This window comes from Klebsiella sp. KE9456 (assembly GCF_043832615.1).
GTDB lineage: Bacteria > Pseudomonadota > Gammaproteobacteria > Enterobacterales > Enterobacteriaceae > Klebsiella > Klebsiella indica.
The window spans coordinates 214521-240543 of record NZ_JBDYQK010000005.1 but is presented as its reverse complement, the minus strand read 5'-3'; the positions used below and the strand labels follow the sequence as shown (position 1 = coordinate 240543).

General features: G+C 53.6%; 26 protein-coding genes. 14 read left to right on the top strand and 12 right to left on the bottom strand.

Going from position 1 to position 26023, the window contains the following annotated elements; genetic code table 11:
• Positions 1 to 253: 253 nt before the first annotated feature.
• Positions 254 to 1342, bottom strand: coding sequence for an oxidoreductase (locus ABK821_RS07475; protein WP_343177916.1), 1089 nt, complete (start codon positions 1340 to 1342; stop codon positions 254 to 256).
• A 160-nt stretch (positions 1343 to 1502) separates the two neighbouring features.
• Here ABK821_RS07475 and ABK821_RS07470 point away from each other — a divergent pair, with 160 nt between their 5' ends.
• From ABK821_RS07470 to ABK821_RS07455, 4 genes are all read left to right on the top strand, one after another.
• Entirely contained in the window at positions 1503 to 3005 is a 1503-nt protein-coding gene (locus ABK821_RS07470; protein WP_308560916.1) for a sugar ABC transporter ATP-binding protein, read from the top strand.
• Positions 3002 to 4000, top strand: a complete 999-nt coding sequence (locus ABK821_RS07465) for an ABC transporter permease (protein WP_138360733.1) — start codon at positions 3002 to 3004, stop codon at positions 3998 to 4000. The genes ABK821_RS07470 and ABK821_RS07465 overlap by 4 nt, the downstream gene beginning before the upstream one ends.
• 20 nt (positions 4001 to 4020) lie before the next feature.
• Positions 4021 to 5085, top strand: coding sequence for a sugar ABC transporter substrate-binding protein (locus ABK821_RS07460; protein ID WP_138360732.1), 1065 nt, complete (start codon positions 4021 to 4023; stop codon positions 5083 to 5085).
• An 82-nt stretch (positions 5086 to 5167) separates the two neighbouring features.
• Positions 5168 to 6409 (top strand): LVIVD repeat-containing protein, encoded by a 1242-nt coding sequence (locus ABK821_RS07455; protein ID WP_142501685.1) that lies wholly within the window; start codon positions 5168 to 5170, stop codon positions 6407 to 6409.
• 92 nt (positions 6410 to 6501) lie between these two features.
• On the opposite strand, the gene mtnK is transcribed toward ABK821_RS07455, so the two are convergent.
• Positions 6502 to 7701 (bottom strand): S-methyl-5-thioribose kinase, encoded by a 1200-nt coding sequence (mtnK, locus tag ABK821_RS07450; protein ID WP_138360730.1) that lies wholly within the window; start codon positions 7699 to 7701, stop codon positions 6502 to 6504.
• A gap of 102 nt (positions 7702 to 7803) precedes the next feature.
• Between mtnK and mtnA the strand changes: the two genes are divergently transcribed.
• Complete coding sequence (mtnA, locus tag ABK821_RS07445; protein WP_138360729.1) at positions 7804 to 8832, top strand: S-methyl-5-thioribose-1-phosphate isomerase; 1029 nt, start codon at positions 7804 to 7806, stop codon at positions 8830 to 8832.
• A 225-nt stretch (positions 8833 to 9057) separates the two neighbouring features.
• On the opposite strand, the gene ABK821_RS07440 is transcribed toward mtnA, so the two are convergent.
• A complete protein-coding gene (locus tag ABK821_RS07440) occupies positions 9058 to 9456 on the bottom strand; it encodes a helix-turn-helix domain-containing protein (RefSeq protein ID WP_138360728.1) in 399 nt (132 codons plus the stop codon).
• Positions 9457 to 9558: 102 nt separating this feature from the next.
• Between ABK821_RS07440 and ABK821_RS07435 the strand changes: the two genes are divergently transcribed.
• Both ABK821_RS07435 and ABK821_RS07430 read left to right on the top strand, forming a co-directional pair.
• A complete protein-coding gene (locus tag ABK821_RS07435) occupies positions 9559 to 10608 on the top strand; it encodes an NAD(P)-dependent alcohol dehydrogenase (RefSeq protein WP_138360727.1) in 1050 nt (349 codons plus the stop codon).
• A 273-nt stretch (positions 10609 to 10881) separates the two neighbouring features.
• Complete coding sequence (locus ABK821_RS07430; protein WP_138360726.1) at positions 10882 to 11493, top strand: methylthioribulose 1-phosphate dehydratase; 612 nt, start codon at positions 10882 to 10884, stop codon at positions 11491 to 11493.
• 51 nt (positions 11494 to 11544) lie between these two features.
• Here ABK821_RS07430 and ABK821_RS07425 read toward each other — a convergent pair whose 3' ends face one another.
• Together ABK821_RS07425 and mtnC are read right to left on the bottom strand one after the other, a co-directional pair.
• Positions 11545 to 12087, bottom strand: a complete 543-nt coding sequence (locus ABK821_RS07425; protein WP_343177915.1) for an acireductone dioxygenase — start codon at positions 12085 to 12087, stop codon at positions 11545 to 11547.
• Positions 12084 to 12773 carry an acireductone synthase gene (gene mtnC, locus ABK821_RS07420; protein ID WP_138360724.1) on the bottom strand — a complete coding sequence of 230 codons (690 nt, stop codon included), beginning with the start codon at positions 12771 to 12773 and terminating at the stop codon, positions 12084 to 12086. Before mtnC ends, ABK821_RS07425 begins: the two co-directional genes overlap by 4 nt.
• Positions 12774 to 12965: 192 nt before the next feature.
• Between mtnC and ABK821_RS07415 the strand changes: the two genes are divergently transcribed.
• Entirely contained in the window at positions 12966 to 14111 is a 1146-nt protein-coding gene (locus tag ABK821_RS07415; RefSeq protein ID WP_171034862.1) for a pyridoxal phosphate-dependent aminotransferase, read from the top strand.
• Positions 14112 to 14325: 214 nt separating this feature from the next.
• On the opposite strand, the gene ABK821_RS07410 is transcribed toward ABK821_RS07415, so the two are convergent.
• Positions 14326 to 15237, bottom strand: coding sequence for a LysR family transcriptional regulator (locus ABK821_RS07410; RefSeq protein WP_138360722.1), 912 nt, complete (start codon positions 15235 to 15237; stop codon positions 14326 to 14328).
• Between the two features lie 362 nt (positions 15238 to 15599).
• Positions 15600 to 16346, bottom strand: coding sequence for a thiol:disulfide interchange protein DsbG (gene dsbG, locus ABK821_RS07405; RefSeq protein WP_142501681.1), 747 nt, complete (start codon positions 16344 to 16346; stop codon positions 15600 to 15602).
• 405 nt (positions 16347 to 16751) lie between these two features.
• On the opposite strand from dsbG, the gene ahpC reads away from it, so the two are divergent.
• Positions 16752 to 17315 (top strand): alkyl hydroperoxide reductase subunit C, encoded by a 564-nt coding sequence (gene ahpC / locus ABK821_RS07400; protein ID WP_138360720.1) that lies wholly within the window; start codon positions 16752 to 16754, stop codon positions 17313 to 17315.
• Between the two features lie 241 nt (positions 17316 to 17556).
• Positions 17557 to 19122: an alkyl hydroperoxide reductase subunit F gene (ahpF, locus tag ABK821_RS07395; protein WP_142501680.1), complete on the top strand. Its 1566-nt coding sequence runs from the start codon at positions 17557 to 17559 to the stop codon at positions 19120 to 19122.
• A gap of 72 nt (positions 19123 to 19194) precedes the next feature.
• Here ahpF and uspG read toward each other — a convergent pair whose 3' ends face one another.
• From uspG to dcuC, 4 genes are all read right to left on the bottom strand, one after another.
• Positions 19195 to 19623 (bottom strand): universal stress protein UspG, encoded by a 429-nt coding sequence (gene uspG / locus ABK821_RS07390; RefSeq protein WP_138360743.1) that lies wholly within the window; start codon positions 19621 to 19623, stop codon positions 19195 to 19197.
• Between the two features lie 381 nt (positions 19624 to 20004).
• Positions 20005 to 20415 carry a nucleoside diphosphate kinase regulator gene (gene rnk, locus ABK821_RS07385; protein WP_138360718.1) on the bottom strand — a complete coding sequence of 137 codons (411 nt, stop codon included), beginning with the start codon at positions 20413 to 20415 and terminating at the stop codon, positions 20005 to 20007.
• 192 nt (positions 20416 to 20607) lie between these two features.
• On the bottom strand, positions 20608 to 21405 hold the full coding sequence (gene rna, locus ABK821_RS07380) for a ribonuclease I (protein WP_138360717.1): 798 nt from the start codon (positions 21403 to 21405) through the stop codon (positions 20608 to 20610).
• A gap of 92 nt (positions 21406 to 21497) precedes the next feature.
• The gene (dcuC, locus tag ABK821_RS07375; protein WP_343177914.1) at positions 21498 to 22871 is read right to left on the bottom strand and encodes an anaerobic C4-dicarboxylate transporter DcuC; all 1374 of its coding nucleotides are present in this window, start codon (positions 22869 to 22871) and stop codon (positions 21498 to 21500) included.
• A 285-nt stretch (positions 22872 to 23156) separates the two neighbouring features.
• Here dcuC and pagP point away from each other — a divergent pair, with 285 nt between their 5' ends.
• Complete coding sequence (gene pagP / locus ABK821_RS07370) at positions 23157 to 23732, top strand: lipid IV(A) palmitoyltransferase PagP (RefSeq protein WP_171034861.1); 576 nt, start codon at positions 23157 to 23159, stop codon at positions 23730 to 23732.
• A 194-nt stretch (positions 23733 to 23926) separates the two neighbouring features.
• Positions 23927 to 24136: a transcription antiterminator/RNA stability regulator CspE gene (gene cspE, locus ABK821_RS07365; RefSeq protein WP_004100146.1), complete on the top strand. Its 210-nt coding sequence runs from the start codon at positions 23927 to 23929 to the stop codon at positions 24134 to 24136.
• 241 nt (positions 24137 to 24377) lie between these two features.
• On the opposite strand, the gene crcB is transcribed toward cspE, so the two are convergent.
• Positions 24378 to 24761: a fluoride efflux transporter CrcB gene (gene crcB / locus ABK821_RS07360; RefSeq protein WP_138360715.1), complete on the bottom strand. Its 384-nt coding sequence runs from the start codon at positions 24759 to 24761 to the stop codon at positions 24378 to 24380.
• A gap of 91 nt (positions 24762 to 24852) precedes the next feature.
• Here crcB and ABK821_RS07355 point away from each other — a divergent pair, with 91 nt between their 5' ends.
• Together ABK821_RS07355 and tatE are read left to right on the top strand one after the other, a co-directional pair.
• Positions 24853 to 25641: a deaminated glutathione amidase gene (locus ABK821_RS07355; RefSeq protein WP_138360742.1), complete on the top strand. Its 789-nt coding sequence runs from the start codon at positions 24853 to 24855 to the stop codon at positions 25639 to 25641.
• Positions 25642 to 25768: 127 nt separating this feature from the next.
• Positions 25769 to 25975, top strand: a complete 207-nt coding sequence (gene tatE, locus ABK821_RS07350; protein WP_138360714.1) for a twin-arginine translocase subunit TatE — start codon at positions 25769 to 25771, stop codon at positions 25973 to 25975.
• Positions 25976 to 26023 lie beyond the last annotated feature (48 nt).

Below are 26023 nucleotides of genomic sequence, written 5' to 3'. Positions count from 1 at the left end.
GTCCGTTATTCGTCAGTGGCTTTTCAGAGGCTGAAAGTCATAAAAAAGTCATATCCTTTATATTTCAGCCCGTATCAGCTCAGTTAGTGAATCAACCGAATTAGATTTTCGTTTAAACCACCGATAATGCGATTGCCGCTGGCAAATAAAACCGAAGACAACGCCGATGATTTGCTTAAGTGAACGGCATTGTCTTTACGGGGGGGCATTCGAGCGCCTCCGCCGGGCGGCAGAGGCGTGTATAACAACGCAGTTAACCGGCGAAACGCTCAACTTTTTCAAACGCGGCGCGCAGGGTTTCGGCGTTCAGCGCAACCGGCAGAAAATGGATGGACTCCACCGGGCGCAGGGTATGGGCAATCACCTTATCCAGATCTTCACGATTGTTGATATCGACTTCCAGCGCGGCCAGCGTAGTTGGCAGATTAAAGCGCTGATACGCCTGCACCAGCTGTGCCAGCACGTCGTCCTGACCGAGCAGGGCGCTCTGCACCAGAATGCCGTAGGCGACTTTGGTGCCGTGGAGATACTTTTCCGTCTGCGGCAGTACCGTCAGGCCGTTATGCACCGCATGGGCGGCGGCGACGCGGGTATAGCGCTCGCCTAAGCCGCCGACCATACCGCCGCCAGCGATAATCGCATCCACCACATCGCGGAAAGTCTGCGTGAGTTCACCGCGCTGCTGGTCGGCCAGCGCGGTTTCGCTGCTTTCCAGCAGCACATCGCGGATTGCCAGCGCGCCATTAATGCCGAGGCGCACGGTGAGCGGCAGCGTTTCCGGCTGCGGGGCCAGTACCACCGCTTCATACCATTTCGCCAGCGTATCGCCGATCCCCGCCAGCAGATACTCCGCCGGCGCGTTGAGGATAATCTGCGGCTCCATCAGAACAAGGAAGTTGGCGTCGTCAAAGATTTCGAATTGCAGCGCCTGACCGGCATCGTTGTACCACACCGACAGCGGCGTCCACGCCGCGCAGGTGGCGGCGATGGTGGGGATCGCCACCACCGGCAGACCGAGGCGGCGGGCCAGCGCTTTGGCGGTATCCAGCAGCGCGCCGCCGCCGACGCCAATTACCACTGAGCGATCGTCGCCGGCCTCGCAGGCCAGTTTGCTGACATCGCTTTCGCTGCAATGCCCTTTAAATAAGATTTTTTTCGCACCGACTGCGTTAAAGGTATCCGGGAGGAAAGCCTGCGCGCCAGCGATAGCCCGCTCGCCATAAACCCACACCGCGCGTGAAAGCTGCTCTGCGCTGTAAAAATCATGTAATCGGGTAAGGCTGCCGGGATGGGAGTAGTAGTTGGCGGGGCCGGGGACCACGCGGATATCGCTATGACACATAAATGTTGTCCTTATTCTGTTTCGCTAACCTGATGTTATGTCTGGACATCCGGATGGCTAATAATATTTCGTTTTATCTTATGCCTTTTATGCATTTGTCAGTCAAGGGCAGCTATGAAAAATTCGTTAAATCAGAAGATTAATCGACAGGGTACAGGAGATGACCGGCAATCGCCTTGAGATGCAAAACATTAGCCTGGCTTTTTCCGGCTTTCGGGCGCTGAGTAACGTCTCTTTCACGCTGAAGGGCGGTTCAGTACATGCGCTGACCGGAGCCAACGGCGCGGGTAAATCCACGCTGATGGCGGTGCTATGTGGTACGCACGCCCACTATGAAGGTGAGGTGATTATCAACAATCAGCCGGTAAGCATTCGTTCGCCGCGCGATGCCAAACAGCTCGGCATTCATCTGGTGCAGCAGGAGGTCGATGTTGCGCTGGTGCCAGGGCTGAGCATTGCGGAAAACATTATGCTCGACCGGCTGGCGGAGCCGGGTATCGCCTTTCGCTGGGGGCGACTGCGCCAGCTGGCGCGCGAGGCGCTGACTCAACTTGACGTCACCCTTGACGTGCGGCGTTCAATCGAGAGCTGTTCGCTGGCGGAAAAACAGCAAATCCTGCTGGCCCGCGCCCTGTCTCACCATTGCCGCTTTCTGATTCTTGACGAGCCTACTGCGCCGCTGGACCAAAACGAAAGCGAGCGCCTGTTTGCGGTGGTTCGCCGCCTGCAGCAGCAGGGTATTGGCGTGGTGTTTATCTCACACCGCATTCATGAGTTAAAAGCGATTTGCGACACCCTGACGGTGTTGCGCGATGGTTGCCTGGTTGAGAGCGGGCCGATGGCTGAACTGAGCGGCGAACAGATCGTCGAGAAGATGCTCGGCCATGAACTCCGCGATATCTTCCCGCCGAAGCGTCCCCCGCATAGCGATGAGGTGCTGTTGCAGATCGACGGTCTGCATGACGAAAAGCTGCTACAGGGGATCTCGCTGCGTTTGCGTAAAGGGGAAATTCTCGGCATTGCCGGGCTGGCGGGCGCCGGGAAAACCGAACTGTGTAAGGCGCTGTTTGGCGCCAGCAAATGTCGCCTGACGCGCGGGGAACTCAATAACCAGCCGTGGCGACCACGCGATCCAGCGGATTCGGTGGCTCGCGGCCTGGCGCTGGTGCCGGAAGAGCGGCGCAAAGAGGGGATCTTTATCGAAGAGCCGGTGGCGATGAATCTGGCGGTCAGCGCCGATAACAGCTTCTCCCGCTGGAGCCTGTTTGGTCATCGTCAGGCCTGGCGCTGGGCGGAAGAGGTGATCGCCCGCGTGGGGATCCGCACTTCCGGACCGGCGCAGACCCTGCGACGTCTCTCCGGCGGCAATCAGCAGAAAGTGGCGATCGGCAAATGGCTGCGCGGCAACGCCAATGTGCTGATTTTCGATGAGCCGACCAAAGGCGTTGATGTGAAAGCGAAAACGGATTTGTTCAATCTGATTGATGGTCTGGCGCGGGAAGGCAAAGGGGTGATTTACGCCTCGGGCGAATTCGCCGAACTGGTTGGCCTGTGCGATCGCATCTGCGTGCTGTGGGACGGGCGCATCGTTGCAGAAATTCCGGGCGATGAGGCCCGGGAAGAGAACATTCTTTATTACTCCACCGGAGGAGCAGCAGCGTGAGCAAGGCCCTGACAGTTAACGCGGCGGTATCAGGCCGTCAGCGATTTTTCGATTTTCTCTACAAATGGGGCATGCTGCTGACCGTGGTGTTGCTGATTGCCGTTTTTGGCCTGGCATCGGACAACTTCCTTGACCCGTTTAACATTATCAATATCCTGCGCTCCATTGCTATTGTGACGGTGATTGCCATCGGCGTGTCGATCTCGCTGACGGTCGGCGGTTTTGATCTTTCGGTGGGCTCAACCGCCTCGCTGGCTAATGCGCTGGTCATCTCACTCTTTGTCTGGCACGGCTTTGGCGCCACCGAGGCAATTGTTGTCACCCTGGCACTCTGTACTCTTGTGGGGCTGTTTAACGCGTTTCTGATTGTGATCCTGCGTATTCCCGACATGCTGGCGACGCTTGCCAGTCTGTTCGTGATTCAGGGCGTGGCGATGACCTATAGCTATGGCGGGTCGATCACCGAAAACATGGTGCTGCCGAGCGGGGATATGGCAGAGGGCACTATTCCAGCCGCGTTCGGTTTGCTGGGACAGGTGCCGACGATTGTCATCATTATGCTGGTGGTGACCGTCATCGCCCAGCTAGCGCTCTCTTTCACTACCCACGGGCGGCGGATGTACGCCATTGGCGGCAACCCGGAAGCGGCGCGTCTCTCCGGCCTGCGGATCACCCGTTACAAAGTGGCGGCTTATGTGATCGCGTCTCTGCTGGCCGGGCTCGGCGGCATTCTTCTGGCCTCGCGCATTGGATCATCGCAGGTCAACGCCGGTAGCGGCTACCTGATGGATGCGGTGGCGGCGGCATGGATCGGCTTCTCGCTGGCCGGTAGCGGTAAGCCGAACGCCCTCGGGACGCTGGTAGGCGCGGTGATTTTGGGCGTGCTCTCCAATGGTCTGGTGATGCTCTCGGTGCCGTATTACGCAATGGACATTATTAAAGGGCTGGTGCTGGCTGGCGCGCTTGCACTGACTTATTTTCAGCGCCGCACCTAACATTTTACAGGGCAAACACTATGAAAAAGATAACGCTTTCACTCATCGCATTAGGGTTGTTTAATTCTGCGGCGGCCTTTGCTGAAACGCCAGCGCCAGTTCCGGCGGCGATTGCCGAACATCACGGCCCGATTCGTATTGCGGTGATCCGTAACCTCGGTTCCGACGATAACACCACTCAGTTTGTCGCCGGAGCGATTCAGGAGGGGAAAAAGCTCGGTTTTAAAATCAGCACCTTCCTCAGCAATGGCGATGATGCCAAATTTCAGGATTTCGTAAACCAGGCCATCAGCCAGAAATATGACGGCATTATTCTTTCTCAGGCACGCGATCCCTATGCTACCGCGCTGGTGAAAAAAGCCGTGGATGCCGGGATTAAAGTATCGGTCTTTGATACTGCGATCAATGGCGAGATCCCTGGCGTGACCGTGACTCAGCAGGATGATGCTTCCCTGACGGAACTCTCGTTTGGCCAACTGGTGAAAGATTTCCACGGCAAAGCCAATATCATCAAACTGTGGGTCGCAGGTTTCCCGCCGATGGAGCGTCGTCAGGCCGCTTATCAGACGCTGCTTAAACAAAATCCCGGCATTAAGGAGCTGGAATCCATCGGCGCCGTCTCTTCCGATGTGCAGGGCGATACCGCCAACAAAGTCGGCGCGATCTTAGCCAAATACCCGAAAGGCAAAATTGATGCCATCTGGGGAACCTGGGATGCTTTCAGCCAGGGCGCTTATAAGGCGCTGAAAGAGAATGGTCGCACTGAGATCAAACTCTACAGCATTGATATTTCCAACCAGGATCTGCAACTGATGCGCGAACCCGGCAGCCCGTGGAAAGTGAGCGTGGCGGTGGATCCGAAGCTTATCGGCGCCACTAACGTGCGCCTGATCGCCAATAAGATTGCCGGTGAAGTGACCCCGGCGACCTACGACTTTAAAGCGGCGGCGATTCCGCAGGCGCTGCTGGCGGCGCAACCTGGGGCGGTCAACGTCGCCTCGCTGGGGAAAATTATTCCGGGCTGGGGCCAGACTGAAGATTTTGTCGCCCCGTGGTTTGCTACGCTGGAAGCAAAAAACAAGTAATCCCGCAGGCGCTGCGCTTACCGGGCCAGTGATATTGTTGGCCGGATAAGGCGCAGCCGCCATCCGGCAAAAGGAGCTTAAGGTGACTGAATTACCATGTCCCGAATATAGCCGTAATATGCGGCTGATTGGGCACAGCGATCAGGGGGGACGTCCGGACGGCGTTCAGTTGATGGTGCACCGTGGCTTTGCCTATATTGGCCATATGGTGTCGCAGGGGTTTTCAGTGGTGGACGTGCGCGATCCTAAAAATCCGCGCACGGTCAATTATATCGCCGCGCCGCCGGGTACCTGGAACGTCCATTTACAGGCGCACGACGATCTACTGCTGGTGATCAACGCAAGGGATCTTTTTGCCGATACGCGCTTTGCCGATGAGAAGGTTTACTACACCCGCTCGGTGGGCGAGACGGTCAGCGATGTACAGGATCGGGGCTGGCGCGCCGGGCTGCGGATTTTTGATATTTCGACCCCGGATACACCGCGCGAAATCAGCTTTCTGTCGCTGAACGGGATCGGTATTCATCGGATCTGGTACGTCGGCGGACGCTGGGCCTACGTTTCCGCGCTGATCGACGGTTTTAGCGACTACATCTTCCTGACTATCGATCTGGCCGACCCACGCAAGCCGGAAGTCGCCGGACGCTGGTGGCTGCCGGGAATGAATCAGGCGGCGGGCGAAACCCCGCAGTGGCCGGAAGGTAAGCGCTACGCGCTGCACCACGCGATTATCGCCGGGGATACCGCCTACGGTAGCTGGCGCGATGGCGGTCTGACGCTGCTTGATATTAAAGATCGCACTCAGCCGAAGCTGATTAGTCACCGTAACTGGAGCCCGCCGTTTGGCGGCGGCACGCACACCGCGTTGCCGCTGCCGGACCGGGATCTGCTGGTGGTGCTTGATGAGGCGGTGCTGGATAACCAGCAGGACGGCGAGAAACTGATCTGGTTGTTTGATATTCGCGACCCGGCGAACCCGGTGAGTATCTCCACCTTCCCGCAGCCGGATGAGACGGACTATGTGGCGAAAGGGGCGCATTTCGGCCCGCATAATCTGCATGAGAACCGCCCTGGCAGCTTTATTAGCTCAACGCTGATTTTTGCCACTTACCAGAATGCGGGAGTGCGTGCTTACGATATTTCCAATCCTTATCGACCGGTGGAAACCGGGGCGCTGGTGCCCGCCGCGCCAGCGAAAATGATGGATACCCGCCCCGGGCGTCCGCGGGTGATCCAGTCCTGCGACGTGTTTGTCGATGCGCAGGGGATTATCTACAGCACCGACTATAATGGCGGACTGTCGGTGATTGAGTATCTGGGGTAGCTTTTTGCCGGGCGGCGCAGTGATTACCCGGTGGGTAAACGCCCGGACTGTAGGCCGGGCAAGGCGTCAGGCGCCGCCCGGCAGATAACGCGTCAACCGTGCTGACGAATGCGGGCGATCAGCTCTTCGACACTGTCGATTCGCCCGGCAATCACAATCAGCGTTTTACCCAGGGCGATGGCGTGGCGCAGACATTCGTGGCGCATGGCTTCGTCCTGAATCGTGTCGATATCGGCAACGTGGGACAGCCCGACGCTGCGGCGAATCAGCTCGGTTCCGCAGAAGCCAATCGCATCGGCCCACACGTTTTTCAGAAACGCGGAGGCATAGCCGGGATAAGCCAGCGCTGCGTCGTGGGTTTTCTCCGCCGCCAGCGCCTGGAAACGTTCGGCGAAGGTATTCCAGAATTGCTGAATATCGCTGAGGCGCTGTTCGCGGGCGGCGGCGGCATCGCGAATGCCCAGATGCCCCGGCAGACCGCAATAATTGAGCAGCAGATTGCCGATGGCGGTGCCGATATCGAAGCCCATGGGGCCGAAATAACCGAACTCGGCGTCGATAGCTTTAAAGCTGCCCTCGGCGACGAAAATCGATCCGCTGTGAATATCGCCGTGCAGCAGCGCTTCGGCATGGGAGAAGAAACGGTGCTTCAGCGCGGCAACGGCCAGTTTGAGCTGCGCGTCATCACGCAGGGCGGCAACGTCGGCTTCCAGCGCGGACGGATAGTTATTGCGCTCGTGAACCTGATACGGGTCGTTAAAGAACAGGTCTTCGGTGATTTCGCACATTTCCGGATTGATAAATTGCGCCACCAGGGCTTTTTTCTGATGCGGATGCAGATAAAAGTCGCTGGTATGGAACAACACCCGGGCCAGATATTCTCCCAGTTGGCTGGCGGCGAGCGGGTAGTACACGTTGTTAATCAACTCACCGCGCCAGATGCGGTGATCGGAGAGATCTTCCATCACCATGACCGCCAGTTCGGGATCAAAATGCACAATGTGCACTGTGTGCTGCGGGCAGTGCTGATAGTGGGCGACCAGGGTTTGCGCCTCAAGACGGGCGCGGTCGAGGGTCAGCGGCCAGGATTCCCCCACGCAGCGCACGTAGGGCAGGGCCTGCTTAACAATAATCCGGCTAACGCCCTGCGTATCAAAAATTTTAAACACCAGGTTAAGGTTGCCGTCGCCCACTTCCTGTGCGGACACCAGTTCTGACGGGTTCTCGAGTCCGCCAAATTGTTGGGCGTAAGCCACCGCATCGCTGGCTGTGAAAGTATGGTATTGCGACATTACCTCGATCCTCAAAATTCTGATTAAGCCATTCAGACGTCTATACTTCTGGATTCCATCCTGACACAATGTGATACAACAACGCAACAGGGATTTAACTAAATGCAGAGACTACAGACCACCAGCCTGCGGGTGAGCGAAAATCAGTTGTTTATTCTTGACCAGCAGGCCCTGCCGCAGGAAAAGCGCTGGCTGGCGGCGGATAGCGTTCCCCTTCTGGTGGATCACATTCTTGCGCTGCGGGTGCGCGGCGCGCCGCTGATTGGCCTCTCCGCCAGCCTGCTGCTGGCGCTGCTGGCTCAGCGTGGGCTGAGCCGCGATGAGCTGTCCGGGGCGCTGGAGACGCTGCGCGCCGCGCGTCCGACGGCGGTGAACCTGATGAATAATCTTGACCGCATGAAGCTGACGCTGGCGGAAGATAACTATCCTCAGGCGCTGGAAGTGGAAGCGCTGCGCCTGATCGAGGAAGATAAACAACTTTGCGCCCGCATTGCGGAGGCGGGTAGCGCGCTGGTGACACCGGGCAGCCGCCTGTTAACCCACTGCAATACCGGCGGTCTGGCGACGGCGGGAGTGGGGACCGCGCTGGGGGTGATAGCGCTGGCGCATCAGCAGGGGAAAGTGGCGAACGTGTGGGTGGATGAAACCCGGCCTCTGTTACAGGGCGGGCGGCTGACTGCCTGGGAACTGGGGGAACTGGGCGTACCGTATCGGCTGATTACCGATTCGATGGCCGCCAGCCTGATGGCTCGGGGAGAGGTTGACGCGGTGTGGGTCGGTGCTGACCGTATCGCCGCCAATGGTGATGTGGCGAATAAAATCGGCACCTATTCGCTGGCGGTACTGGCAAAGTATCACCAGATCCCGTTTTACGTCGCTGCGCCGCAGACCACCCTTGATCGCCATTGTCCGAACGGCGCTGCCATTCCCATTGAACAGCGAGCGGCAGCGGAAGTCACCGGCGTCGCCGGCAGTTTCGGCGCGGTTCAGTGGGCGCCGAAAGAGGCCGAAGTCTACAATCCGGCATTTGACGTCACGCCTGCGACGCTGATTAGCGGCTGGGTGCTGGATAGCGGCGTGGTGACCCCGCAGCAGGTGGCGGCCGGGGCGTTCGCGCCAGAAAGAGCCTGAGAAGGGATTAAAGCGTGAAGCGGCTGTCGTTCGGGGTTATCGACAGCCGCAATTGATAACAGTAAAGCGGCTAAACGCGACGCCGGGCAATTTCAGAAGAAGGCGTTGTCAGCAATCTGCAACAGAACCCGGTTTTGTCTTCGTCGGTTTTGATTAGCCGCCCGTTCCGTTCAGACCCGCATCAGGCGCCTTATCGCCCGGCGAGAGCCGCAGATGAGCGTGTTTTCAGGACGAGGTGCCGTTCTCCATCGCTGCCCGGTAATGTTCTTCCATCGCATCAAGCGCGGCCTGGTTTTCCAGCCCCCACTGATACATCTGCTCGATGGGCCAGGCGAAGGTTTTGCCCAAACCGGTCAGCTCATATTCCACTTTTGGCGGCACGACAGGATATACATGGCGGCTAATCAGCCCGCGCATCTCCAGTTCGCGCAGAGTCTGGATCAGCATCTTTTTGGAAATGCCCTGCAGGCTGCGCTGTAGTTCAGCGGTGCGGCAGCGATGATTCGGCCAGTGCCACAGGGCGTGCAGCACCATGGAAGACCATTTTACGGAAAAAAGATCCATCAGCCGTCGCGGGGCGGAATCGGCATAAAAACAGAGTTTGCCATCGACGATAACCGGCATTTTCGCTCCCTTTCTTTATGGTAACCAAATGGTAACTACTACCAATATGGAAGCCATGTGTCTATAGTGTGCGCCCCTTTTATAGCCAGATCTGAGGTAAAGATGAAGATTCGTGGAATGATGGCGACCGCCGCCGACCAGCCGCTGCGGGTAGGGGAGATTTCCCTGCGCGATGTCCAGGATAACGATGTGCTGATCGATATTCTCTACTGCGGCGTATGCCACTCCGACCTGCATATGGCGCGCAACGAATGGGGCGTCAGCCAGTATCCGCTGGTGCCGGGTCACGAAATCGTTGGCCGGGTCCGGCAAAGCGGAAAAGCGGTAACGCGCTTTACGCCCGGTCAACTGGTCGGGGTTGGCGTAATGGTCGACTCCTGCGGTCATTGCGCGTTCTGCCAACAGCATGAAGAGCAGTATTGCGACGCGGGCTTTACGCCAACGTATAACGGTAAAGATCGCTATACGGGTGAGCTGACTCGCGGCGGCTACGCGCAGAATATCGTGGTTGACCAGCGCTTTGTGGTGCGCGTGCCGGAGAATCTCGATCTGCCTGGCGTCGCGCCGCTGCTGTGCGCGGGCGTTACCGTCTGGTCGCCGCTGCGCCACTTCGGTGTGAAGCCGGGGGACTGCGTCGGAGTAATTGGTCTTGGCGGGTTGGGGCATATGGCGGTTAAGTTGGCCAGCGCGCTGGGCGCGGAGGTGACGCTGTTTACGACCTCGCCGGAAAAAGGCGAAGACGCGCGGCGTCTGGGCGCGAGCAGGGTAGTGGTTTCCCGCGATAGCGAGCAGATGGCGGCCTGTGTTGCCAGCCTTGATATCATTCTTGACTGCGTCGCTGCGCCACATGACCTTGATCCGTATCTGGCGACCCTGAAAACCAACGGTCGTCTGGTGCTGGTGGGGATCCCCGATAGCCCGCATCCGTCGCCGGACGTGACGCCGCTGGTGTTCCGCCGTCTGAGCATCACCGGCACCTCAATCGGCAGCATTCAGGAGACTCAGGAGATGCTTGATTTCTGCGGCCAGCACAACATTACCGCCGACGTGGAGATGATTCGCGGCGAGGACGTCGAAGCGGCGTTCAGCCGGATGTTGAAGGGAGAGGTGAAATACCGCTTTGTGATTGATATGGCCGCGACGGCCCTGTAACCACTTATGCGCCCGGTTTCTGCGGGCGCATTTTGTGTCCTCTCCACCACATAATTTCCCGCTTTTTTACCTGTCTGCAGCCGGTAATATTGACGCCATGAAAATTCACGGTGACTTCACTGTGAAAAACAGTAATTTGATATGTGTTTTTGATATAACCATTATTAATGTGTGCTTTTTATGAAATATTGTTCCGTTGGTCCGGCGATGTTAGTATCGGATGAATAGCCATTTAGATGGCTAAATATAACATCGCTAAACTGAGGAACTGCTATGTGGCAAGAAAGAGTCGCGCAACTGGTCACCACCTGTCATTGGATCGGAGCGAAAGGCTGGGCACCGGCCACCGGCGGCAATATGTCGGCGCGTCAGGATGAGACCTGGTGCTGGCTCAGCGAGTCCGGGCGCGATAAAGGCAGCCTGACGTCGGCAGATTTCCTTCAGGTCGAGATCGCCAGCAATAAAGCCCCTTCCGGGCGAAAACCCTCCGCTGAAACGGGCCTGCATACGCTGGTCTACCGTTTGTTCCCGGAAGCTAATTTTGTGTTGCACGTTCATACCGTCAATGCGACCGTACTGTCGCGCATTGAAAAAAGCGCCACCCTGTCGCTACAGGGCTACGAAATGCAGAAAACCCTGACCGGTCAGCACAGTCATCTTGATACCGTACCGGTGGCGATTTTCGATAACGATCAGGATATCGACGCGCTGGCGGCGCGCATTGAAGACTATGCGCAAACCAACCCGTTGCGTTACGGCTTTCTGCTGCGCGGTCATGGTCTGACCTGCTGGGGAAAAGATATCAACGAGGCCCGTCGTCAACTGGAAGGACTGGAATTCCTGTTCGAGTGTGAGCTGATGCGCCGCCGCTATGTGGGTGAATAAGCCGGTATTGTTCTCCACCGGCGGAGTGATTCCGTCGGTGGAATCCCGGCGTTACGCCAGACGCGGGTAGGCGTTAGCGATGTCGTCGCCGGTAAACCGGGCGATCCAGCCTTCCGGGTTATCGAAGATGCGAATGGCGGTGAAGTTAGGCTCTGAACCCATATCAAACCAGTGCGGCGTGTGGGCGGGAACGGAAATTAAATCGTTCTTTTCGCACAGTACCTGGAAAACTTCATCGCCAATATGCAGGCAGAAGAGACCGGCTCCCTCAACGAAGAAACGCACTTCGTCTTCTCCATGGGTATGTTCATTCAGGAATTTTTCCCGTAGCGCCGCTTTCTGCGGGTTATCCGCCCGCAGGCTGATCACGTCCCAGCTTTGATAGCCTTTCTCGGCAACGAGTTTATCAATGGCGTGTTGGTAGGCGTCAATCACCGTTTCCGGGGTTGGCGCCGGGCCTAAATCGCGGTCAGCCTGCCAGCGCTCGAAACGTACGCCTTTGGCGTTGAGCTGCTGCTGGATCTCGGCGGCGTCGCTGCTGTGCCAGCGGTGGTTTTGCGGGTCTGTAACAGAAAAAATAGTTAATGCGCTCATGCTGGGATCTGCTCCGGATGAATGTCGTCAAAATGCTGAACCTGTGGGTGGTGGCTGGCTGGATCGCGGTCGCCCCGTACCAGTTGCAGGGTATGGAAACCAGCCTCTTCTGCGGCATCCAGTTCCTGATGGATATCGGACAGGAACAGAATGGCGCCAGGAGGATGTCCCAGCTGTTCAGCAATATTACGGTAGGACTGCACGTCACGTTTGGCGCCTACCCGGGTATCGAAATAGCCGTTGAATAAATGAGTCATATCACCTTCAGCGCTGTAGCCAAATAACAATTTCTGCGCAGCAACGGAGCCTGATGAATATATATATAAATCAATGCCCTGTGATTTCCACTTTTCCAGTGCCGGGAGAACGTCAGGATAAATGTGTCCGGTGAAGTCGCCATTGACATAGCCTTCGCGCCAGATAATGCCCTGCAGCGCCTTCAGGGCAGTGGATTTGCGATCTTCATCCATAAAAGCAAACAGGGTAGCAATAAGCCGTTCTGTCGTGGCGGCAGGTTCGGCGATCTCTTCGCGCAGGTTATCGAGAATGGTCTTTACCGGCTCGACAAACTGCTGAGCGGTGACGAAAGGGGCCAGGCGTTCGCGGGCGTACGGAAACAGGATGTTGTGGACGAAGCGAATGTCGCTGGTGGTGCCTTCAATATCGGTCACGATAGCGCGGATCATGAGTTCTCCAGAGTGAGCGGTGTGTCGTGCTGACGATGGTGTTGTGATGATAGTTGTTTTTCAATCATTCATTAGTGAAATAACATTATCATTTAGACGTCTAAGCGTCTTGATTGCCAAATATTAACACCGTGTTATAGTGGCTTCAACAACAGCATCACAGACGGTACACAAAGAATGAGCAATAAACCACTGATTCCTGAGAGTAAACTCCCTTCGCTCGGCACGACTATTTTTACCCAAATGAGTGCCCTGGCGCAGCAGCACCAGGCGATTAACCTGTCGCAGGGGTTCCCCGATTTTGACGGTCCACGCTATTTGCAGGAGCGACTGGCTTACCATGTCGCACAGGGCGCGAACCAGTATGCGCCGATGACCGGTGTTGTCGCATTACGTGAAGCGATTGTCGATAAAACCGAAGAGCTATACGGCTATCGTCCCGATGCCAACAGCGATGTAACTGTGACCGCAGGAGCGACAGAAGCGCTGTATGCGGCGATCACCGCGCTGGTGCGTACCGGCGACGAAGTTGTCTGCTTCGACCCTAGTTATGATAGCTATGCCCCGGCGGTTGAACTGTCTGGCGGCGTGCTGAAGCGCATTGCTCTTCAGCCACCCCATTTTCGCGTGGACTGGCAGCAGTTCGCCGCGACGCTTAGCGACAAAACCCGGCTGGTGATCCTCAATACTCCGCATAACCCGTCCGCGACCGTGTGGCGGCGTGAAGATTTCGCCGCCCTGTGGCAGGCAATTGCCGACCGGGAAATTTATGTGATTAGCGATGAAGTCTACGAACATATCTGTTTTGCCGCTGACGGGCATGCCAGCGTGCTGGCTCATCCGCAGCTACGTGAGCGCGCGGTCGCGGTGTCTTCGTTCGGTAAAACTTTTCATATGACCGGCTGGAAGGTGGGTTATTGCGTGGCGCCTGCCGCCATTAGCGCCGAACTGCGTAAAGTCCACCAGTACCTGACTTTTTCGGTGAATACGCCAGCTCAACTGGCGATTGCCGATATGCTGCGTCGCGAACCGGATCACTATCGCCAGTTGCCGGCGTTTTACCGCGAGCGCCGGGATCTGTTTGTTGATGCGCTGCGCGACAGTCGTCTGAACGTTCTGGCCTGTGAAGGGACTTATTTTTTGCTGGCGGATTATAGTGCTATTTCGGATCTGGATGATGTGAGTTTTTGCCGCTGGTTGACTACCGAAATCGGCGTTGCGGCGATCCCGCTGTCGGTGTTCTGCGCTGGACCATTCCCACATAAGTTAATACGTCTGTGCTTCGCGAAGCAGCCAGCCACGCTGCTGGCTGCGGCGGAACGCCTGTGCCGCCTGTAGTGGGTCTGCACATCGCGCCTGAGCGCATTAGCGGTCGTCGGATTTTCTCCGAGGACCGCTGATTTGCTCGGGCGTAATGCTTCCAGGCGTTCAGACTTAATGCGTTGCCGCTTGTCTGTGTTTGCTGGCATTGCGAATGATCTGTGTATCAGTCATATTCTTTTCCCTGCCAGAAGAGAAGTTATTACGTGTTCGATGAATGACATTATGTTTGTTATAAGTAAATATGCTTTGTTTCGCAGTCATTGATAAACGTTGAAAAAATAGGTTCATTAAGCTTAATTCGGTTGTAGATCATATAAATAGTGAGGTCAGGGATACTGAACGTGCTCTTGATGATGTTAAATTTATTCTTAAAGTTTATTTGTTGTAAAATACAGGTTGGTACAAAACCAATGAGTTCGGTTTGTTGAATAACATTAAGGATGGCGATGTATGAATCGCTGCTAAAAGATACTGTTATATCAGAATGTATCCCCGTCGCCAGACGCTGAAAAAATTTACTTTCATTACCATTTGCCAGGTGATGCGTGAAGCCTTCCCGACATATGGCTGTTGTTGTGGTTAATGATGCCAGTCGGGGATGATTTTTGCTACACACGAGAGCCGTTTCCAGCGTCTGAATGGGCTTGCATACTATTGCGCGAGAAGAGACTGGCACGGGGCTAAATATCAGGTCGGCTTTTCGATGGGCTAACAGATTTTCCACGGATTCTTCGGATGTCAACAGATCGTGATGCTCCAGACACAGTTTTGATTCACGTAATAACATCTGAATCAGATTTGTTATTTTTTGCGTAATAAAAAGTTGCGGTGTATAAACAACCAGCCGTTTTTTTAACTGCAGCTGATGGGTGATATTGATGGTGTGTTCAATCTGGTTAAGATTTTTTTCCAGATGATGGTGCAGATTAATACCGACCGCTGTAGGAATAATGCCTTTGCCAGAGCGAACAAACAGCGGATCGTTGAGCTGAGTGCGTAAGCGCTGAAGCGACTGGCTGACTGCCGATGGCGTAATAAATAGCATTTCAGCTGCTTTACTGATACTTAAATGCTGATAAATGCATTCAAAAATCACCAGAAGATTAAGATCGAATTTTTTAAGTGCGTAGAGATTAGCCATTGTCAACATCCTGTTAAGCTGGCGAAAATAAAAGAGAAATATAATATCGCAGATTGCTGATAAAGTGCGTTCTTTTGGAATTGCCTGTTGGCGTTTCGCTTGCGCGGAATACCTGATTTGATGATATGGCTGATTTTTCCGGTCGGGTAAGACGTGAGCCGCTACACCACAAGAAAACGATACACTGTCTGATTCCGGATTGCCATTCATCTTAGACAGTTATATATCATAATCATGTATGACATGCATGGCCGGGGCAGGAAATTAAGTGGAATTCAAGGGCTGAAACAGGAACCTGTCCGGTGAAGAACCTTGAGTGAACAAACGGTAACATCCGGCAGATGACGCGAGGGTAGCCATTTTTACTTTTCACCCATCATTATTTGCAGCTTTTGTTTATCAGGTAGTCCGATAGCTTGCTGAAGCGCATTTTCATTATTCATGTAGTAAATAGCGGGAGTGACGTCAGCGCCGAGTTCATCCATTAATTGCTGATTGGATTTAAGTATTTTCATCTGTTCTGGCTGGATGGCGGTCGGGACGGATATTTGTGTTTTTCCGTTGGCGAGTTCGTAGTCATTCCAGTTTTTTGCCGGATCCTGACTGGCGAGTATGGCCGCGGCCATTGTCAGGCTTTCTGGTTTGATCACGCCGACCAATAAGGTACGTAACTGAACCTTGCCTGATTCTACCCACGGGCGCGCCTGTTGCCAGAACTGTTTGCAGTAGGGGCAAAAGGGATCGGCAAAGACATACAGGACGATGGGCGCCTCTTTTTTACCATCAAGTAGCCAGTCTGCTGCGCCCAGTTTTTTCCACATTTGCTGGCCTGCTGGCGTGTACAGCTCTTTTTGAAATAACTGTTCGCTAAGATTGTTTCCCTTCTCATCATACATATAGCCAGAAATCGCATGCTTGCCGTCGGGCGTCAGGTAGATAGCGACACCCATGTCCTGATATTTGCCTAACCAGCCTTTCATTCCGCCCGGCGCTTCGAAAGGTTTGATGATGGTTATGCCCTGCTGTTCTATGGCTTTTACCGGCGCGGGAAGATCCTCGGCATAGCCGAAAAACGGTATAAAACTCAGCAAAATCAGACGTTTTAGCATTGCTATTCCTTATATGGATTGATGAAAAAGTCAGTATAGCGGTGAAACCTATTACAATCATAGGCAAGACCTGCGACGGAGTGGATTGTCCTTTGATTCTGTGGGTGATGTAATCCTTAAGCTGTTACATTAAGGTGTAGAGCGCAACACGTAGCCAGTTAGCTGGCGCTGAACCTACCCGCGGGTGTTTCAGGTAACGGGGCCACCTGAAAGGGTGGCCTTTTTACGTTTCAGCGACTTATAACGCGAAAATGCGCGGAAGGCCGCTGCGGCGTTAACGGGTTCACAAGGTTGTCTTGTTCCGGTTGTTAGATAACGCTTATTGATTTGATAATGCAAACGCATTGGTCGGGTCAGTAAAAATTCGTTAACGTAGACCTCAACGAAAACACGGAGGAAGTATAGATGTCCTTAATTAATACCAAAATCAAACCTTTTAAAAACCAGGCGTTCAAAAACGGTGAATTTATTGAAGTTACCGAGAAAGATACTGAAGGCCGCTGGAGCGTCTTCTTCTTCTACCCGGCTGACTTCACCTTCGTTTGCCCGACTGAACTGGGTGATGTGGCAGACCATTACGAAGAGCTGCAGAAGCTGGGCGTAGACGTTTACTCCGTCTCTACCGATACTCACTTTACCCACAAAGCATGGCACAGCAGCTCCGAAACCATCGCTAAAATCAAATATGCGATGATCGGCGACCCGACTGGCGCCCTGACCCGTAACTTTGACAATATGCGTGAAGGTGAAGGCCTGGCTGACCGCGCAACTTTCGTTGTCGACCCGCAGGGTATTATCCAGGCAATCGAAGTTACCGCTGAAGGTATCGGCCGTGATGCCTCTGACCTGCTGCGTAAAATCAAAGCCGCGCAGTATGTCGCTTCTCACCCAGGCGAAGTATGCCCGGCAAAATGGAAAGAAGGTGACGCAACTCTGGCGCCGTCTCTGGACCTGGTCGGCAAAATCTAAAATTCGCGACGCTGTTCGCGCGACAGGTGTGTTGGCGACGCTTACTCACCCCGGTTGCTTACGGATGTAAGCTTCCGGGGATTCATAAGATTTCGCCTTCCTGTAACGAGAAATACCGGCGAATTAATCCTCAAGGCGGGTGCACCGCACCCGTTTTATTCCAGCATCATGATGCAAGCGCATCCAGGCAGCCTGAACGAGGCCGCTTGCATGATGAGGTTTTAAGCCCAGGAGATTAAAAATGCTCGACACTACGATGAAAACTCAGCTCAAGGCTTATCTTGAGAAACTGACCAAACCCGTTGAGCTGATTGCCACGCTGGATGACAGCGCTAAATCGGCAGAAATCAGGGAACTGCTGGCTGAAATTGCTGAACTGTCAGATAAGGTCACGTTCAAAGAAGAGAATAGCCTGCCAGTACGCAAGCCTTCGTTTCTGATTACCAATCCTGGTTCACAACAGGGGCCACGCTTTGCCGGTTCTCCGCTGGGCCATGAATTCACCTCTTTAGTTCTGGCACTGTTGTGGACCGGTGGTCATCCATCAAAAGAAGCACAGACGCTGCTGGAACAGATCCGCGAAATTGATGGCGATTTCACGTTTGAAACCTATTATTCGCTCTCCTGCCATAATTGTCCGGATGTTGTTCAGGCGCTGAACCTGATGGCGATCCTTAATCCGCGTATTAAGCATACGGCGATTGACGGCGGGACTTTCCAGAATGAAATCACCGACCGTAACATCATGGGCGTACCGGCGGTATTTTTGAACGGTCAGGAATTTGGTCAGGGTCGTATGACGCTGTCTGAGATTGTCGCCAAAGTGGATACCGGTGCGGAAAAACGTGCGGCGGAAGAGCTGAATAAACGTGACGCTTACGATGTGCTGATTGTCGGTTCTGGCCCTTCTGGCGCCGCTGCGGCAGTTTACTCCGCGCGTAAAGGTATTCGTACCGGCCTGATGGGGGAGCGCTTTGGCGGCCAGGTGCTGGATACGGTCGATATTGAAAACTATATCTCAGTACCGAAAACCGAAGGTCAGAAGCTGGCCGGGGCGTTGAAAGCCCACGTCAGTGAATATGATGTGGATGTGATTGACGCCCAGAGCGCGTCAAAACTGATCCCGGCATCGGTGGAAGGCGGCCTGCATCACATTGAAACGGCTTCCGGGGCGGTACTGAAAGCGCGTAGCGTGATCATTGCGACTGGCGCAAAATGGCGCAACATGAACGTGCCGGGCGAAGATCAGTATCGCACAAAAGGCGTAACCTACTGCCCGCATTGTGACGGCCCGCTGTTTAAAGGCAAGCGTGTGGCGGTTATCGGCGGCGGTAACTCCGGCGTGGAAGCGGCGATCGATCTTGCCGGCGTGGTTGAACACGTTACTTTGCTTGAGTTTGCCCCGGAACTGAAGGCCGACCAGGTACTGCAGGATAAAGTGCGTAGCCTGAAGAACGTCGACATCATTGTTAACGCGCAAACCACGGAAGTGGTCGGCGATGGCAGTAAAGTCACAGGACTGCAGTACCGCGATCGTGTGAGCGGCGATGAACACCATGTCGCTCTGGCTGGGATCTTTGTTCAGATAGGGCTGCTGCCAAACACTAACTGGCTGGAAGGCACGATTGAGCGTAATCGTATGGGTGAAATCATCGTCGACGCCAAGTGTGAAACCAGCGTGAGGGGGGTGTTCGCGGCGGGAGACTGTACTACCGTACCGTACAAACAGATTATTATCGCCACGGGCGAAGGTGCAAAAGCCTCCCTGAGCGCGTTCGATTATCTGATTCGCACGAAAACGGCATAATTCAGAAGCAAGTCAGAGCTCATCTGCGTCATAAAGAGGCTACCCGCGAGTAGCCTCTTTTTACTCAGGAGATTATCTCACCACCATGACTGGAATATGAGCATGACGGATCACGCTGGAGGCATTGGAACCGAGCAGGTGAGTGCTGATTGACGGATTGCGTGAGCCAATTACCACAACATCTGCTTCAATTTCGTTTGCCAGTTCATTCACCATATCGCGTACGTTGCCAAAACGAACATGTATTTTGATACGCGAGGGATCAATACTGAAATGCCCGACCATTGTCTGAAGACGGCTCTCCGCTTCATGCTGTAAATGCTCTTCAAAACGGCGCAGATCAGCGGTGAAACGGCTCATTGTGAAGCTTGAGGAACCGGGGAGTACGTGAAGAAGATGGATAATTCCGTCCTGCTGGGCTAAAAATTCCGCATGGCGGACCGCTTTATCGCTTAGCTCCATCTCAAAAACATCAACGGGCATAATGATTGTTTTATACATATGCATTCCTCCTTGTACATCTGCTTCGATAGACTTCATTTTTGTCACGGCTTCTTCGCTGGCCACGAATTGACTGGCTCCATTCCTGAGCCTTACTGTTACGGAGCGTCAGGCGGCGTTTACCTCTGTTGCTGACCCGGTAGTCGTATGGCCTGCGTAAACGCGGAACCCCTCTCCGTTGCCGCATCAATGTATTCCGAATGATTTATATATATCAGCATATTATAAGAAAATATTGTGCCATTCAGGTCGCAAAACTGTCAGAACGGGTTAAGGATGAGCTAAAACGTTGTCAAAAGAAGCAGATAGCCTGATACAGGCAGAAAGAGGATGTGAATACATCCTCTGATAAAGCGTAAAACGCCTCAGGCTGCAGAGTGATTAACGATGGAGATCGCCCGCGGCTTCCGGTTGGTATAGCAGCTCAAGGACTTCAAGGTGCGTTGAGGTGCCGCCCGGTAATTCCCAGTGAATGACGCTCCCGACTTTGAGACCCAGCAGGGCTGCGCCGACCGGCGCCATGACCGAAAGTTGAGTGCTGCTGTCCGTGACCTGAGCCGGGAAAACCAGTGTCCGAATACGTTCTTCACCGGTTGTTAAATCACGAAATCGCACCCGGCTGTTCATACTGACAACATCATGCGGCATGGCTTCCGGAGACAGCATTTGCGCGCGGTCGAGCTCGTCGTTCAGCGTATCCGCCACCGGTGAATTGGCGAAAGCAGGTTGTTCAAGCAACCTGTCGATGCGTTCTGCATCAAGTTCATTAATGATGATTGCGGGTCTGGTCATCGCATACTCCGTGTTATCCAGGAACCTGTCCGTAAAAGAAAACCCTCGCCGGAAAGGGCAAGGGTTAATCTTCTGCCATCATACTGAGACTTGTTAGCCGTTTGAAGTGATTAAACGCACATTCATCGATGATGACGCGTCAAATGACACCTCATTTGCTGCCTTTACGGGAATAACGCAGTGGAGATATCGTTAGCTCCCCGCTTTATCCAGTACAAATTGCTTACCGCAGTTGCCTGGATGTGGTTGAGGTAAGAATGAATCAACCGCCAGCGGGGTATTGATTGACGCGGCCTTGATGGAAATTTGCATCTCGGTCAGATAGGCGGGGTTACCATGGCAGGTTAATTTGAATGCCTTCACATTCTGTTTACCATAGGCCTGCGCCACCGCCGCATCAAAATCATCACGGCTAACGGTTTGCCCATAGTGCTTTGCGAGGAACGTCCCCACAGGGCTGTGTTTGACCTCGCCATTCAGGCGAACCATGGCAGCGAAATAGTCGTCGGGGTTAAAACCAAAGCAAACGCCGTGCTTGGCATATTCATAGCGTTCGAGACAGGAACTTCCCCCGGCGCCTGGCATCACATCGTTGAGCTTATTCGCCATTTCCAGCGACAGCCCGGTTTCTGCGGCCTGGCATTTTCTCCCGGCCTGCGCTTCAGGCATGTTGGGAATGGGGCGTGTCGCGCAACCAAAGCGCATCCATCGGCGTTGATCCACGCCGCGGGCGGCGATAGATTTAGGCAGCCCTGGCCACAGGCCGTGTACGGTCAAAAAATCCGCTTTATTGTCGCGCTCTTGTTGTAAACGACACTCTTCCGGTTCGTTACGTTTTCTGTCATGCATGCTTTGGCAGAATCCTGTTTGCCAGGAGAGCGCGAGCACGTAGCGGTCGAAATCGCCATATTGTGTTGCGACCAGCGGTTCCGCGCTGACCTGGCTTGCGCTCAGCAAGAGCGCAATGGCGATGAAATCCTTCCTGAACATTTTTATTCCTGATGACAAATGATCTTTAATAATATTGCGTAATTAAAGCATAAAAAGGCGCCTGCAGGCACCTTTTCACGGGGGGAACGGCGTTAGTGGATTACGCTAACCGGGACCAGCACTTCAGTGGCAATGATAACGACTAACAGACCGACTAACACAGGAACGGAAGTCCGTTTAACGACCTCGAACGGTGAGATTTTTGCCATCCCTGCGACAGCGACCACAACGCCCGAAACCGGAGAAATGGTGCGACCAAGGTTAGAGGCCTGTAACATCGGGATAGAGAGGTACGCGGGGTTGATGCCGGAAGAGTGCGCCAGCTTCGGGATCATCTCCACAAAGGCGTAGAATGGCGCATTACCGGAACCGGTGGTCATCGCCGCCAGCATCGTCAGAATAACCAGTACCAGCATCAGAATAATACTGGCGGAGCCGAACGAGGTGGCGATAGAGATCAGGCTGCTGATAAAGCCAATTGTGCTCAGTCCTTGCGCAAAGACGCCAGCGGCGACCAACAGCATGACGACGCCGGCAAATGCGTCAGCCATGCCGCGATATGCCGTCTCCAGCCCGGTGAACACATTTTGGGTATTGAAACCGCGACAGAATTCCAGTATTGCCGTAATCAGCATGCAGAGAACGAGAATCGCGATAATATGCAGTTCCGGCCCCCATTTGCCGTCAAAAATGAGTACGCCAATGATTGGCGTAAACGGCAGGATGGCATAAAAAGCAGGGGCGGTAGTGATGATTTCGTTCACATCGAGCATCTCGTGGGCGACATTTTCTTTTTTGTCCAGATAGCGTTGCCAGAAAAAGTGGGCGACGGCCATGCTGATAATAGCCACGATGGAGATAGGTAACGTGGTTTTAAAGGCAAAGTCAATCAGCGGCATTTCGGCTGCTTCGGCGGCCAGCACCACATCACCAGAGGTAGGGGAAAGAATGATCGCCGCGGGAGAGGCGCAAATCGCCGCGGCTGCGCCACGGCTGATACCCACGTTAACCATTATCGGGAACAGGGTTGCCATGAGCAGTACCCCGAGACCGGTTGCAGAAGAAACCGCCAGCGACATCAGGCAGGCAACGAAATAAGCAGCGATCATCAGCAGGTACGGGGAATTAATGTAGCGTAACGGTTTTGAGGCCAGTTTCACCACCATATCGTTGGCGCCGATATGGGTCATGTAAGTTGCGAAACCGCACAGCATCATAATCATCATGCCGAGGTCGCCGCCGCGGCTCATCAGCAGAATTTTCACGTATTCGACGATATCCGTCGCGGAGTAACCCGTACTCTTTGCACTGTCCGGAAGGATCTTATGCCCCATTAGCGCGCTGGCGATAAGCAATACTAAACCGCCGAGGAACAGTACCCCGGTGGCGGAATAGCCTTTAATGATATAGCGAGCGACGCCCACAATGACCACTATACCAATCAGGATCTCAACTAACGTAAGCATTCTTTTTACTCCTGACCAAAATAATCTGCTAATGAATGCAGATGAGGAAAAATTTAGTGAGCGAATGTGCCTAAAAAATGGACGAAGATTTCTGATTTAAATCAATGAATAGATTGATAATATCGATAAGAGATGCGGAAGAGATAGGCAGCAAAAATGCGCCAGGTGGCGACTTTCAGAGTTTTGTACCGGAGAAATCAAGAGCTTGCCGTGCTTCGTTAAGGTAATATTAAGATTATCTTTGCTATCTTGTTTCGCTTTAATCATGGTACTGGTAATAGAGAAGTGTTAATGCTACGTCGATTTACATGTTTTTTTCTTGGATGTCTCAGCCTGTTAGTGGCATCCACTTCTGCTAACGCATCGTTTAGTTCCACGCTTCGTGATGGTTATAACACGCTAAGTGATAATGTCGCTCAGACATGGAATGCGCCTGAGCACTACGATCTGTACATTCCGGCGATAACCTGGCATGCCCGCTTCGCCTATGACAAAGAAAAAACAGATAAGTATAACGAGCGCCCGTGGGGGGCTGGTTTCGGCGTTTCCCGCTGGGACGCGCAGGGGAACTGGCACGGTATTTATCTGATGGCCTTTAAAGACTCTTTTAACAAGTGGGAACCTATTGGCGGTTATGGCTGGGAGAAAACCTGGCGTCCTTTGGCTGACGATAATTTCCATCTTGGCCTGGGGTATACTCTTGGCGTGACCGCGCGTGATAACTGGAACTATATCCCGATTCCGGTAGTGCTGCCTCTGGCTTCTATTGGCTACGGTCCCGCAACGTTCCAGATGACCTATATACCAGGTACGTATAACAACGGTAACGTTTACTTTGCCTGGGCGCGTATCCAGTTTTAATTCGCGATGGTATAGCAATAAAAGAGATAAGCAGTCTGTCCTGTGGAAAAACAACAACTAAACGGACTCTGTAGAAAAATATAGAGACTTTTATCACTTTTTAGAAAAGTTGCGCTGGACAAAAGGTACCACAATTGGTGTACTGGTAAGCGACACAGTATTAGTGTCCATTTTTTCATATAAAGGTAATTTTGATGTCTAAGATTAAAGGTAACGTTAAGTGGTTTAATGAATCCAAAGGATTCGGTTTCATTACTCCGGAAGATGGCAGCAAAGATGTATTCGTACACTTCTCTGCAATCCAGTCCAACGGTTTCAAAACTCTGGCTGAAGGACAGCGTGTAGAGTTCGAAATCACTAACGGTGCCAAAGGCCCTTCTGCTGCAAACGTAATGCCTATCTAAGCCACGCGTCAGCAGAATATAAAAACCCGCGCTTAGCGGGTTTTTTTGTTTCAGAACGGATGACAAATCGGTATCAGCGATTATGTCCGTATTTCTGCCATATGACGGCTATGCCTGCCTTTCTTGTCGTGGAAAACCAAAATATCAGTATGCTCTGCATTTTACCTTATCCTGCGTAAGTGAAGCGCAGCCGGAAAGGCTCGGAAGAACCCACGGTGTCAGCAACCTTAACAACCGGTTTTTAGCGACTGGCGGCATGAGAAAACAGCCAGAACGCGGCGGCCGTCATGGCGAATGAGCCCAGTAAGTTGACGAGAACGTTCAGCAATGCCCAGCTAAAACGCCCCTGTTGTAGCAGAAAGACAACTTCAGAGGAAAATGTGGAGAAGGTCGTCAGTCCGCCGCAAAAGCCGGTGGTGATGAGCAGTTTCCACATCGGGTCAATCGCCGTCAGGCGGTTAAACCAGGCCAGTCCGGCACCGATGATAAAAGCGCCTAGCAGGTTAGCGGTGAGCGTGCCAAGGGGAATAGCATGGTGCATGGGGTTAAGCTTCATACTCAACAACCAGCGCAGAACGCTGCCAGTGCCGCCGCCAATAAATACAGCCAAAAGAAGTTGCAACACGATCGTTCTCTGTTTATTGATTAATACTGATTTTCAAGTGTAGCGCGTGAAATACCATATTGGCTATGGATTACTGGATGGGAGAGATAAGATGCTTGTTGCTGCCGGACAATTTGCCGTTACGCCGGACTGGATGGTCAATGCGCGGACCTGCGTCGGCATGATGCGTCAGGCTGCCGGACGAGGGGCTGCGCTGCTGGTTCTCCCGGAAGCGTTACTGGCGCGGGATGATAATGATGCGGATTTATCGGTTAAATCGGCCCAGCCTCTGGATGGCGGCTTTTTACAGTTGCTGCTGACGGAGAGCGAAAATAACGCGTTGACCACGTTGTTGACCCTCCATGTGCCCTCTGGCGAGGGCCGGGCAACGAATACGCTGGTGGCTTTACGACAAGGGAAGATTATTGCGCAATATCAAAAGCTACATTTGTATGATGCGTTCAATATTCAGGAGTCCCGGCTGGTTGATGCCGGAAGACAGATCCCGCCGCTCATTGAGGTCGATGGTATGCGCGTCGGGCTGATGACCTGTTACGATTTACGCTTTCCTGAACTGGCGTTGTCGCTGGCGCTCAGCGGGGCTGAAATACTGGCGCTCCCTGTTGCATGGGTAAGAGGGGCAATGAAGGAACAGCATTGGGCAACGTTGTTATCAGCGCGCGCACTGGATACAACCTGTTATATTATTGCTGCAGGAGAGTGCGGAACGCGTAATATTGGTCAGAGCCGTATTGTTGATCCCATGGGAACGACTCTTGCCGGAGCTGCCGTGCAGCCGCAGTTGATTTTTGCCGAGCTTTCGGTTGATTATCTTCAGCAGGTACGAAAAAGCTTGCCGGTGTTACAGAACCGTCGTTTTGCGCCACCGCAACTATTATGATGTTTTTTTAAACAAAGCTTGATTCACCTTGTTACAGATTGCTATTGTGTCCGCGCGTCAAATAGCCGTTAATTGTATCCGTGTATGATGGCGTATTCGCAGCTTGTATTATAGAAGAAGGTTAGCTATGGGTGAGATTAGTATTACCAAACTGCTGGTAGTCGCAGCACTGATTATCTTAGTGTTTGGTACCAAAAAATTACGCACGCTGGGTGGAGACCTGGGCTCGGCTATCAAGGGCTTTAAAAAAGCCATGAACGATGACGATGATAGTGTGAAGAAGACCAGCGCAGATGAAGAAGCACCTGCACAGAAGCTTTCTCATAAAGAGTAATTAATGGTGCGTTCCCCGTTACGGGGGGCGCATTGTCGGGCGGTACAA